Below are 11,971 nucleotides of genomic sequence, written 5' to 3' on the forward strand. Positions count from 1 at the left end.
CAATCCAAGTATTGATCTGAAGAGATAGCATGAAATAGTCTATCTCAGGTGTTATACTGAAAGTTCAGAACACCGATCTGAAAAAAATCCTCTACTTAGTAAACCTGCATTAATGTTTAGCCTGAGCAATTCTCATACTTTCTTGCTTTATCCCCAGATTCATCCGAATATCTTCTTTACTCACCATCAATTTGAATTCCCCAACGCAGACCATAAATAGAGTAGTCAAAAACAGATTTAAGTCATCATAATACTACTTTATAAGCAAATATTTTCTCTTTCAAAGTAGATTTAGGTATCTTTAACTCCGCATTCATAAACCATTAAACTTCTTAAATTTTTAAATATGAAAAATGTCAATTTCAAAAAAACACTTTTTAATTTACTATTACTACTAAGTTTACATATTGGTTTTGCACAGAGTATTCCTTTATCCAAAGATGCCAAAGTAAGCATCATCACCTGCGGTCTTGGTAATGAGACCTATTCCTATTTTGGTCATACCGCTATTCGGGTTGCAGATCCTGCTAACAGTATTGACCTAGTATATAATTATGGCGCTTTTGATTTTACAACCCCTAATTTTGTTGCGAAGTTTGCAAAAGGAGATTTACAGTATTTTGTAGTTGCACACCCATACACTAATTTCATTAGTGATTATTCTTATGAAAAAAGAAGTGTATTTGAACAAGAATTAATTGTTCCACAGGAAGTCAAACAAAAACTTTTTGACAACCTAAACCATACCTTACTATCAGAAGATCGTTATTACACCTATAAATTCATAGACAAGAACTGTACTTCGATGGTCGTTGACATCATCAATAAAAGTCTTAATGGAGAGGTGATTGTAAAAAAAGGAGACACAGACCAAACATACCGTGCCGTTTTGTTCCCTTATTTTAATGGGCATTTTTACGAACAGTTAGGTACCAGTATTATATTCGGAACAAAGGTCGATCAATTGGCTACTAAAATATTCTTGCCTTTTGAATTAAAGAATAGTGTAGAGAAAACTAGCTTTCAAAATAAGCCTTTAGTGGCCAAAAGCAAAATACTCCTAAACTTTAAAAAAGAGACACCAACCTCGTGGTGGAACAATTGCTATACGTATATTGCCTTACTGCTATTGATCATCTTATTAAGTAAACGAGCCATAGACAAAACATATCTACTAATACTTTCCTTAATGGGGATCTTTTTTGTTACTGTAGGTTTTTATTCTTCCCACCTTGAACTGGCCATGAACTACAATGTACTTTTATTCAGTCCGCTATTACTGATACTAGTTCTTTTATCTCTAGCAAAAAACAAAGTATGGACCTATAGATTAGCCGTAATACATTTACTGTTTTTAGTAGTGTATTCGCTCTTCATGATCAACAAAGCGCATTTCCTTATTGTCTTACCAATGATCCTTACAACTGGCGTTGTTTTAGTTCGAGTGGCTATTCGTAATAAAAAACCAATCCCAATTATTATCTAACGCTATTGTTGATCAACTAACACAGCAACAATCTATTTAAACGCAGTAACACCTTATATTCGATTTTTTAATTCACCGCTCTTCACTGCACGTACAAGACAGAGGAGATATAGACTAACGAAAAAAAGCCATCTGATTATAAATATACAAAGCCCTACTACAGAAATGTAACGAGATTTTGCCTTGCTTATAATCAAATGGCTTTTGTGATACTATTATATCGCAACCAATTTCAATTGTGCTCTTATTTATTAAAAAAGTCTTTTAATATTCGAGCGGTAAAAATTCTTGCACCAGCATCATTCATGTGACCACAAGAGGCAAAATAGTTATTTTCAATCACTACGTTTTCGTAGTTATGAATTTCTGGATACGCTTTTTTTACTTTATCAAAATAATTCATACCTACTACATTTTCACACATAGGCGTCATTACCGCGATAAAATTAATATTATTGGCTTTACAGATACTTTTAATTTCCTCGTAATACTTATTGTGAGACAATGGATTAAGATTGACAATATTGTTTTTCATATTGCCATTTTTATGTTTCACCAGTGGATAGTAGCCTAAATTATCCAGGGCATTGGTTTTCTCTCCCAGTGCCACTTTATACACCTCCCTAAAACCAATCTTAGTCTCATATTTGATGTATCTGTAAAACGGAATATAGTACAAGGCAGTAAAATTGTCTTCATGAGAGAAATGTTCTTTGATCACTTCTGAATTATAGATGTAAGGCAGAAACTTGGCTGAGATACCTTCTGCTTCCTGATCATTAGAAAGATTCAAATCTGCTTCCAGAATTACATTCTTGATTACATACTTTCTTTCTACCATTAATTTAAGCATTAAAGAGGCCTCAAATAAATGTCCTCCACTCATACCATAGTTAAATGTTTTCAAGCCTTTATCCTCGAACATCTGAGACACAAAATGGTTATTCGCTCTAGACGAGCCCAATATCACCACATCCAACTTCTGTGGCTTAGCATTAACTACTGTCTCTATCTTCCCTCTATTCTTAGATTGCATAAAAACCATCGTATACAGTCCATCTAATGCAATAGCGATTAACACCAATACAACGATAATCTTGGCTGTATAAATTAAAAAATTCTTCATTAAAACTGAAAATATATAAATTCTTTATAATCTGAAAAGGTTCCGAAAGCCAATATCGCCATTACAGCAAGACCCAAGCGCAATAGATTTTGTTTTCCGGATAGTGGCTCTACTTTAGTACGATTATTCCATTCGATCACTACAAAGACGCCAATCAAAAGTAATAACTCATAGTTATAACGTTCGTTATCTAAATACTGCCAAGCAAAATTACGATCCGTAATTACACGCTTTAAATAGGCTACAGCGTCTGCTATGGTTCTGGCTCTAAAAAACACCCAAGCCACACAAGTCAATAAGAAAGTATACAGTATACTCATCATTACCTTAACAGAGCCTAAGTCCCATCTTAAAACAATCGCATCCATATTATTTCGGTTGCTACTTTTTAAAAGCAACGGCAGAAAGTACACCGCATTAATAAATCCCCAGACGACATAAGTCCAATTGGCACCATGCCAAAAACCACTTACAACAAAGATGATAAAGGTGTTTCTGATTTTCATCCCAAGACCTCCCTTACTTCCCCCTAATGGAATGTATAAGTAATCCCTAAACCACGAAGAAAGTGAAATATGCCAACGACGCCAAAACTCAGCGATGTCTCTTGAGAAATAAGGATAATTGAAGTTGCGTAACAAGTCTAAACCAAACAACTTCGAAACCCCCAATGCGATATCGGAATATCCTGAAAAGTCCCCATAAATCTGAAACGCAAAATACACTGCTCCCAATATAAGAGAGAACGAATTCATCGAAGTATAATTATCAAAAATAGCATTGGCATAAGTAGCACAAGTATCTGCGATAACCACTTTTTTGACCAGTCCCCAAATGATTTGACACACCCCTTCTTTGGCCATCTGAAAGTTGAACTCACGCTTTACTTTTACTTGTGGCAATAAATGAGTAGCTCTCTCGATAGGACCCGCTACTAAAAGTGGAAAATAGCTCACAAATAACGAATAATCCACAAAGTTATATTCTGCTTTGATTCGTTTATAGTAAATATCAATCACATAAGATAATCCATGAAAAGTATAAAAAGAGATACCTACAGGAAGAATGACATTAAGTAAAATTGGACTTGCTTTAAGTCCAACTGATGTCAGTAATTCAGCGAACGAAGCAGCAAAAAAGTTATAATACTTAAAAATCCCTAAGAAACCTAAATTCACTAATATACTCAGCCAAAACCAAAACTTACGACTTTTTTCTGATTTACTTTTTTCAATTTGAATACCCGTATAATAATCTAGAAAAGTAGAGAACACTAATAAAAATAGAAATCTCCAATCCCAACAAGAATAAAAGTAATAACTGGCAATAATTAACAAAGCATTCTGCGTGCTTTTGTTTTTATTAAAGACAAACCAATACAAAAAGAAAACAATTGGTAAAAAAATAGCAAACGCTAAAGAATTAAAAAACATACTTATTTTATTATTTTAAATATTGCAACAAGTTGCATTCTTATAATCTTTCAACCTCTAGTAAACACCAATACAACTCCTAAAAGCAATCAGTAACACTCAAGACTTGAATAAACATCTACGCAGCCCAAGATCTCATTTCGCTATTTAACACCATCAAATCTACTCAAATCCTCAAATTAACAGGATTTTTTCACTTATGCTAATTATATAAAATGCAAAAAAGGCGTTTTAAAAAAAACACCTTTTTGAATATCTATTATGAATTAAAATTCACCTTATTTACTAGTAAAACATTACTTATCCAGAACTTCAAAAGTAGAATTCATACTTTTAAACTCGGGAACAATTTTTTTCATTTTGGTCACTATATCTTCGTTGTCATAAAAATCAGCAATACCAATAAGCTCCTCTACATCTGTATGCAAATTTTCGTACTCATCCTGTATCTCTTGAGCGATCATGATTTTTTCATGATAGGTCGGCAACGTTTTAGAAGTATCGTTTAATAATTCTTCGTATAATTTCTCACCAGGCCTTAACCCAACAATTTTTATCATGATCTCCTTATCCGGAATAAAACCAGCAAGCTTGATCATTTTTCTAGCCAAATCAATAATTTTAACTGGCTTACCCATATCAAAGATATAAATCTCACCTCCATTACCCATTGCTCCAGCTTCCAAAACCAACTGGCAAGCCTCAGGAATCGTCATAAAATAACGAATAATATCTGGATGCGTAATCGTAAGTGGTCCACCTTCAGCAATTTGTTTAGTAAACAAAGGCACTACTGATCCGTTAGATCCTAAGACATTTCCAAAACGTGTGGTAATAAACTTAGTAACACCAGGAATATTTTCACTTTTATTTTTCAAAAATAAAGACTGTACATATTTCTCAGCAATACGTTTGCTGGCTCCCATGACATTACTCGGATTAACGGCTTTGTCCGTTGAAACCATCACAAATTTCTTTACATGATACTTACACGCTAAATCAGCTAAATTTTTAGTCCCTTTAATATTGGTCTGAATGGCCTGAGAAGGATTTTCTTCCATCAAAGGAACGTGCTTATAAGCCGCAGCATGAAAAACAACATGCGGATTGTAATTTTTAAACGTTTTCTCTAAAGCTTTCTTACTCCTTACATCAGCAACCACTGCAACAATTTTTGTTTGCGAATCCATAGCTGCAGTTTCCAAACATAAGTTATGAAGAGGAGTCTCCGCATGATCTAAAATAATCACCATTTTGGGTTTAAACCCAAGTACCTGACGCACGATTTCGCTACCTATAGATCCGGCAGCACCTGTAATTAGAATCGTTTTATCTTTTAATTGTTTCGAAATAGATTTGCTATCTAATACTATCGGTTTCCTTTCTAATAAATCCTCAATCTGAATATTCTTTACTTTTTGAGAAATTTCTTTTTGATTTTCCCAATCCGAAATTAGCGGAACTGTATAGACTCTATAATTGAATTCTAAACATTGATCCACTATAATCAATTGTTCTTCTTTAGACAAACTCTTATCGGCTATAATTACACCTTCTGCCGCAACAGAACGCATCAAAGCAGGTAATTTTTTTCTTAAAATCAAAATTGGCAAATCTAACATTCGCTTAGACGCATTTTGATTGTTCTTATCTACAAACCCAACAATTTTAAAGCGAGAAGGAGTTTCAAATTTCAATGCGTTAGCTACAGAAATAGCATTGGCATCTGTCCCATAAATCACTGTTCGAATTAACTTTGTATTTGTTTTCTCTGCAAAATACAATTCAAAGGTTTGCTTTACAATTACACGATATAAAAACAAACCACAAAATGACAATACTAAATTAATAAAAAGTGCCGTATTCAAGAATGCCTTATGTCCAGTATACAATTCAAAAACTAAATTGAAAAATAAAAAAAACACCAAAACAGACATTTGAGAAAACAAGAGCTTAATTGCATCAATATACGATGAATGTCGAATAATCCCCGAATAGGTTCTAAACAACCAAAAGAAAAAGATGTTGGCTATAATTAAACTAGCAACAAAATAAAAGTCATGTGAAGTAATAATATAGCCTAATGCAGTTCCTTCAAATAACATATAGGTAAATGAAAACGAAAAAATGAGGACCAGTATATCTATGGCAATAATGATCCATCTCGGCAAATAGCTAAGATTATTAATGCTTGCCTTCAAATTCCTTGGTGAAAAAGAATTAAGCAATAAAGAGGTTATTTTGGTTTGTTTGTCTGTATTCAATTTTGTTCAGTTTAATTTTTGTAAGCTTTATATGCCTCACAAAAATACAAATTAAAGGTTTAATAAATTATTTAAAGCTATAAATTAAATTTTAACACCTTTTCTTTTTTGTTTTAAAAATTCTATCAAATAGGATCCATATCCGGATTTCACTAATGGTAATGCAAGTTCTTCGAGTTGAACGTCATTTATAAATCCTTGTCTCCACGCTATCTCCTCGATACAACCAACCTTTAAACCTTGCCTTTCTTCCAGCACCTGAACAAATTGACCTGCCTGCATCAGACTATTAAATGTTCCTGTATCTAACCAAGCTGTTCCTCTACTTAAAATACCAACTTTTAGAGCTTTTTTTTCTAAATACACCTTATTAACATCCGTAATTTCGTACTCTCCACGTGCACTTGGTTTAATATTTTTTGCTATCTCGACAACCGAATTATCATAAAAATACAATCCTGGTACTGCATAATTTGATTTTGGCTCCTCTGGTTTTTCCTCAATAGAAATCGCTTTTAAATTCTCATCAAATTCAACCACGCCATATCGTTGAGGATCGGAAACATGGTAAGCAAAAACAATACCTCCTTCAGGTTTTGTATTTGATTTTAAAAGCTCTTGCATATTAGATCCGAAAAATATGTTATCTCCCAATATTAAAGCCACATCGTCATTTCCAATAAATTCCTCCCCAATTACAAAAGCTTGTGCCAATCCATTGGGAATGGCCTGTTCCGCATAACTGAATTTACAACCTAACTTAGTGCCATCACCGAAAAGCTTTTTAAAATTTGGTAAGTCATGAGGTGTTGAAATAATGAGTATTTCATTTATCCCAGCCATCATCAATGTAGACAATGGATAATAAATCATTGGCTTATCATAAACTGGCATCATTTGTTTACTCATGGCCAGAGTTAAGGGATGTAAACGGGTACCGGAACCTCCTGCTAAAATTATTCCTTTCATTTATTTTAATATTAGGACTTATAATCCGAACTATTATTGAAACTTCTGTACTTCAAACTTAAAATTATCAAAAATTTCACAAAAACATCTCTTTTAAACTTTCTTTATAATTGCGAATATCTAAACTGTAATTTTTTTTAATTTTTCTTTTATCCAACAATGAAAACTCTGGACGTTTGGCAACCGTTGGATACGAAATCGAAGGAATTCCTACCACATTACAGTCGTACGATCCATATTCTTTTATAGCCAATGCAAATTCGTACCAACTTATTTCACCTTCGTTTGAATAATTATAAATCCCAGGGATCCAATCGGAAGATTCTAAGATTTCAATCATTGCATGGGCTAGGTCAGCGGCATACGTTGGAGAACCTACTTGATCATTTACAACATTGATCTCATCTCTTTCCTGCATCAAGCGTTGCATAGTTTTAACAAAATTATTCCCGAACTTACTATAAACCCAAGAAGTTCTTATAATTATTGAATTTGGATTTTTCTTTAAACAGGCTACTTCACCCGCCCTTTTACTGGCTCCATATACATTAATCGGATTGGTTTCAGCATCTTCTTTCAAAGCTTTTGATGAAGCCCCGTCAAAAACATAATCCGTAGATATATGAATTAATTTTACTCTTTTTTTTGCTGTATATTTTGCGATTGCTTCAACAGCCAAATGATTTACAGTAAAAGCGACTTCCTTTTCAGTTTCAGCTTTATCAACCGCCGTGTAAGCAGCACAATTTAATACAACATCTGGATCAATTGATCTTAATTGATCTTGAAGCAATTCTAAATCATTCAGAGTAACCATACTTCTATCTGCGAAAATCCAATCATATTGAGGATATACAGAAGATAAAACGGAAAGTTCTGATCCTAATTGTCCGTTTGCGCCTGTTACTAATATTTTTTTCATTAAAACAAGCTATTACAATTATCTATAAAAGGAAGTATTTGATCTTTTTCAGAAACTATTGCTTCTTTTAAATCCAGTCCCCAATCAATATTCAACGAAGGATCATCATATTTAATTCCACCTTCAGAATCCTTATTATAAAATTGATCACATTTATACATCACGGATGCCGTTTCGCTAATAACAGAAAAACCATGAGCAAAACCCTGCGGTACTAATAATTGCTTTTTATTTTGTCCAGATAATAAAACACTGAATACATTACCAAATGTAGGTGAATTTCTTCTTAAATCAACTGCTACATCAATAATTTCACCCTCTAAGACGCGCACCAGTTTTGTTTGTGCAAATGGTGGATTTTGATAATGCAAACCTCTTAAAGTTCCTTTCTTAGAAAAAGACTGATTGTCTTGAACAAACTCAATATCAATTCCTAAATCTTCAAATTTAGTTTTACTATAGGCCTCAAAAAAATAACCTCTTTCGTCCCCAAAAACTATTGGTTCAATAATTATCAAATCTTTTATAGACGTTTCTTTAACTTTCATCTTTTTATTTTACTCTCAAATATTTAAATCTCCCTTGTTAATCTAATACTCTTACACTCAAATCTAAAATTTTGTGATTACTTAAAAAATATTTATCTATATTTAAATCTTCCAATAATCAAAGTCATACCGTACATCATCATCAGCAACATGTATTAATGGTAACGTTGAAAACGAAATTAATTTTGAATTACTTTCTAAAGACTCGATGGCATTAGCGTAACCTGCTGGAATATGAACAACTTTACTATCAAACTCAGATACTAATACTGATTCAACACTTAAATCTCTTGAAGGACTTTCCCAATTATCAATTTTCACAAAATGAATCTTAAAAGATCCACTTAAACAATAAAAATTTTTCGCATCTAATTTATGTCCTTGCCATGCACGAACAGGATTTTCATCAGAATTACTAATGACGTAAAATCTCTCGATATTGGCAAAGCTAAAATCATTGACATATGAAATTGTTCCTCGATGATCTGAAAAATCCCCTCCTTGAATTATTTTAGGAATCATGTATTTAATTTTAAATTGCTTTTGTTCAACAAATAAAATTTCAAACTATAGACAATAAGTAAAGGTATAATAACAATTGCAAACAATACTGAATCTACTATTTTTTGATATAATATAATCACTATAATGCAAATTAGTATTTGCGTAATAGCATAAAACAAAGAAACTAATCTGTGCTCTATTTTATATTCATTACTCAAAACTTGGTATAAATGTAGCCTGTGAGCCTCAAAAATGTTTTCTTTTAAATATAATCGATGCATAATAGTACAAATGGCATCAACTCCGTAAACAGATAAAAATAAAAGCCATATAAGAGAATTTGTCATCAAAACAAGCTTTAACACCAAATAAATTATCCAAAATGCTATAGCAATACTTCCGATATCTCCTGCAAAACATTTGGCCTTTTTTCTAAAATTAAAAAATAGAAAAATCAAACTTGCCATCATTGCATATTTAATTAGACCACTATCTGTAAATAATTGGACAAATGTATTTACATATAACAACGCTCCCATAACTACTAAGGTATATAATCCTGTAATACCATTAATACCATCCATAAAATTATAGGCATTAATTAATCCAATGGCCAGAATGTATGCAATTATAATTTGCCAAAACGGAACTAAAGTAAACAATCCCAAATCATAAAACATCAATGTAATAGCAATAAAATGAATTGAAACTCTGATTTTATTCGATAAATTTTGGATATCATCCCAAAAACTTATTACACTTACCAAAGTTATTCCTGTAAAGAAAAAATAATAATTTTGATGATGTAATATAAAATAAAGCAAAGAAGAAACCCAAAAAATTATTCCCCCTCCCCTTAATGTTATTTCGCTATGCGAGCTTCTTTGATTTGGCTTATCAATAATATTATAACGATCTGCTACTTTAAAATAAAGCACCATAATAATCGTAAGAAGAGTGCCAAGTATGATATATTCCATATTTTAAATTTAATTATGTTTACTTAAGATATTTTTTCCTTCCTAAGATAACTTAAAACTGCCTCTGATTTCCATCTTACAATAGCTCTTGCTTTAGAATCATCAAAAGTTAAATCAGATGTTATTTTTTTAAATTTACTCGAATTAAGAGGTGCCTTAGAGCCTAAATAATCACCAACTATACTAATATATTTACCAAGTTTTAAAGGTAAGCTAAAAAATTTCTTTTCTAAAATCGCCACACTTAATTCAGCAAAGCTGGGATGTATTCCATCAGTAAGATTATAAATACCCCCTATTTTATAACTTAATGAGATAAAAGAAGCTACATCTTTAGCCAAAATCATACTTTTTCTTGCTTTACCACCATCAATATTAAAATAATAACCTTTCTCAATAGCTTTTAACATTGCTCCTAAGTTGCCTGGGGGGTTCTTACCTACCAGTAATGGTAATCTTAAAATTGTACATACTACTTTATTTTCCATGCACCACTCCATTACAACTTTTTCAGCTTTAATTTTACTCAATCCATAAGGATCACTAGCATTTAAAGGATAATCCTCATTTATCTTTGTACCGGTATCTTGTCCATATACAGAAACAGAACTAATAAAAACAAATTGCTTAGGTGTCTCTATTCTTTCTAGACTTTTTAGTAAGTTTTCTGTGCCAACAACATTTACATCATAAAAAACTTTCTTTTCACTTTCTTTTTTAGGAGAAAAATGTGCTTTTCCCGCAGAATGAATTACAATATCAAAAGATTCACTAAAATCAACTGTTTCTTTATCTAGTGAGACATTATAATCTACCGATTTCCTAGACAACTTGATGATTTCATGCTCCCTGCTAAGTTCATCAGAAATAATTTTCCCAAGAAATCCAGTAGCACCTGTAAGTAAAATTTTCACTTTTATTTTATTTTATATATATTCTTAATTATTTAACATATTTAAAAAATGATCTAAATAATGCAATACTTACATAATAGAAAGATAACCATACAGATAACCCTTCGTTTTGTCTATAAATCTTATAATACCATTTTATTACTTTAAACTTATTTGACGAGACTGAGGATTTTCGAACACGGTATTTAGCTAAAAAAAAATTTACATTTTTTGCAATAAATCCTCTTTTTAGAATGCTCAACCAAAAAGCATAATCCTCATGTCCTTGTTTTGTAAAATACACTTTGTTCAATTTTGTACTATCAAAAACTGCCGTTAAACAAGCAATCACATTGCCTTTCAGTAAGTTTCTATAATTAACTTGATTTGGTGCGACAATAAATCTTTCATTAGATTCTCCATCTTCATTTATTTTTTCATAATTTGAATAAACAATACCTACCTTTTCATCATCAAATAATGGTATTTGCAATTGGAGTTTATCTGAATTCCATAAATCGTCACTATCCAAAAAAGCAATAAATCTTCCGGTAGCCTTCTCTATACCAATATTTCTAGGAATAGTTGGTGAACCTGATGGAGAATTTGTCGTAAAATATTTTATTCTATCATCTAGTTTAAGAAATCCTTCTATTATAGATTTAGAATTATCTGTTGAGCAGTCATCAACAATTAACATTTCCCAGTTAGTATACGTCTGGGCTATTACTGATTGAATTGTTTCCGCAATAAAATTTTCGGAATTATACAATGGAGTAATAATTGAAACTTTGGAACTATCCATATTACAATTTATTTTAAAAAAACTTAATTAAAAATTCAATG

The 11,971-nt window shown here is 31.8% G+C and carries 11 protein-coding genes; 1 reads left to right on the forward strand and 10 read right to left on the reverse strand.

What is annotated here, in order from left to right:
* Positions 1-346 precede the first annotated feature (346 nt).
* Positions 347-1,486: a lipoprotein N-acyltransferase Lnb domain-containing protein gene (locus tag AC51AA_RS10825; protein WP_500702191.1), complete on the forward strand. Its 1,140-nt coding sequence runs from the start codon at positions 347-349 to the stop codon at positions 1,484-1,486.
* A 244-nt stretch (positions 1,487-1,730) separates the two neighbouring features.
* Here AC51AA_RS10825 and AC51AA_RS10830 read toward each other — a convergent pair whose 3' ends face one another.
* The 10 genes from AC51AA_RS10830 to AC51AA_RS10875 all read right to left on the reverse strand — a co-directional run bounded on the left by AC51AA_RS10830 (position 1,731) and on the right by AC51AA_RS10875 (position 11,930).
* Positions 1,731-2,612, reverse strand: a complete 882-nt coding sequence (locus AC51AA_RS10830; RefSeq protein ID WP_500702194.1) for a hypothetical protein — start codon at positions 2,610-2,612, stop codon at positions 1,731-1,733.
* Complete coding sequence (locus AC51AA_RS10835; RefSeq protein WP_500702197.1) at positions 2,612-4,045, reverse strand: MBOAT family O-acyltransferase; 1,434 nt, start codon at positions 4,043-4,045, stop codon at positions 2,612-2,614. The genes AC51AA_RS10830 and AC51AA_RS10835 overlap by 1 nt, the downstream gene beginning before the upstream one ends.
* Before the next feature lie 296 nt (positions 4,046-4,341).
* The gene (locus AC51AA_RS10840; protein ID WP_500702199.1) at positions 4,342-6,309 is read right to left on the reverse strand and encodes a polysaccharide biosynthesis protein; all 1,968 of its coding nucleotides are present in this window, start codon (positions 6,307-6,309) and stop codon (positions 4,342-4,344) included.
* Positions 6,310-6,393: 84 nt separating this feature from the next.
* Positions 6,394-7,278 (reverse strand): glucose-1-phosphate thymidylyltransferase RfbA, encoded by an 885-nt coding sequence (gene rfbA / locus AC51AA_RS10845; RefSeq protein ID WP_500702203.1) that lies wholly within the window; start codon positions 7,276-7,278, stop codon positions 6,394-6,396.
* Between the two features lie 76 nt (positions 7,279-7,354).
* Entirely contained in the window at positions 7,355-8,200 is an 846-nt protein-coding gene (rfbD, locus tag AC51AA_RS10850; protein WP_500702205.1) for a dTDP-4-dehydrorhamnose reductase, read from the reverse strand.
* Entirely contained in the window at positions 8,200-8,748 is a 549-nt protein-coding gene (gene rfbC / locus AC51AA_RS10855; RefSeq protein WP_500702207.1) for a dTDP-4-dehydrorhamnose 3,5-epimerase, read from the reverse strand. Before rfbC ends, rfbD begins: the two co-directional genes overlap by 1 nt.
* A gap of 102 nt (positions 8,749-8,850) precedes the next feature.
* The gene (locus tag AC51AA_RS10860) at positions 8,851-9,270 is read right to left on the reverse strand and encodes a cupin domain-containing protein (protein WP_500702209.1); all 420 of its coding nucleotides are present in this window, start codon (positions 9,268-9,270) and stop codon (positions 8,851-8,853) included.
* Positions 9,267-10,232 carry an MraY family glycosyltransferase gene (locus tag AC51AA_RS10865; RefSeq protein WP_500702211.1) on the reverse strand — a complete coding sequence of 322 codons (966 nt, stop codon included), beginning with the start codon at positions 10,230-10,232 and terminating at the stop codon, positions 9,267-9,269. The genes AC51AA_RS10860 and AC51AA_RS10865 overlap by 4 nt, the downstream gene beginning before the upstream one ends.
* A 23-nt stretch (positions 10,233-10,255) precedes the next feature.
* Positions 10,256-11,146 carry an NAD-dependent epimerase/dehydratase family protein gene (locus AC51AA_RS10870; RefSeq protein WP_500702214.1) on the reverse strand — a complete coding sequence of 297 codons (891 nt, stop codon included), beginning with the start codon at positions 11,144-11,146 and terminating at the stop codon, positions 10,256-10,258.
* Between the two features lie 28 nt (positions 11,147-11,174).
* A complete protein-coding gene (locus tag AC51AA_RS10875; RefSeq protein ID WP_500702216.1) occupies positions 11,175-11,930 on the reverse strand; it encodes a glycosyltransferase family 2 protein in 756 nt (251 codons plus the stop codon).
* Positions 11,931-11,971: the final 41 nt, after the last annotated feature.

The sequence above is a fragment of the Flavobacterium sp. OHVDL-2026-0007 genome (genome assembly GCF_059882335.1).

What these genes read in the sequence shown, in the direction of transcription:
- AC51AA_RS10825 (WP_500702191.1), top strand. Translation starts at nt 347, where the DNA reads ATGAAAAATGTCAATTTCAAAAAAACACTTTTTAATTTACTATTACTA.
- AC51AA_RS10830 (WP_500702194.1), bottom strand. Translation starts at nt 2,612, where the DNA reads ATGAAGAATTTTTTAATTTATACAGCCAAGATTATCGTTGTATTGGTG.
- AC51AA_RS10835 (WP_500702197.1), bottom strand. Translation starts at nt 4,045, where the DNA reads ATGTTTTTTAATTCTTTAGCGTTTGCTATTTTTTTACCAATTGTTTTC.
- rfbA (WP_500702203.1), bottom strand. Translation starts at nt 7,278, where the DNA reads ATGAAAGGAATAATTTTAGCAGGAGGTTCCGGTACCCGTTTACATCCC.
- rfbD (WP_500702205.1), bottom strand. Translation starts at nt 8,200, where the DNA reads ATGAAAAAAATATTAGTAACAGGCGCAAACGGACAATTAGGATCAGAA.
- rfbC (WP_500702207.1), bottom strand. Translation starts at nt 8,748, where the DNA reads ATGAAAGTTAAAGAAACGTCTATAAAAGATTTGATAATTATTGAACCA.
- AC51AA_RS10860 (WP_500702209.1), bottom strand. Translation starts at nt 9,270, where the DNA reads ATGATTCCTAAAATAATTCAAGGAGGGGATTTTTCAGATCATCGAGGA.
- AC51AA_RS10865 (WP_500702211.1), bottom strand. Translation starts at nt 10,232, where the DNA reads ATGGAATATATCATACTTGGCACTCTTCTTACGATTATTATGGTGCTT.
- AC51AA_RS10875 (WP_500702216.1), bottom strand. Translation starts at nt 11,930, where the DNA reads ATGGATAGTTCCAAAGTTTCAATTATTACTCCATTGTATAATTCCGAA.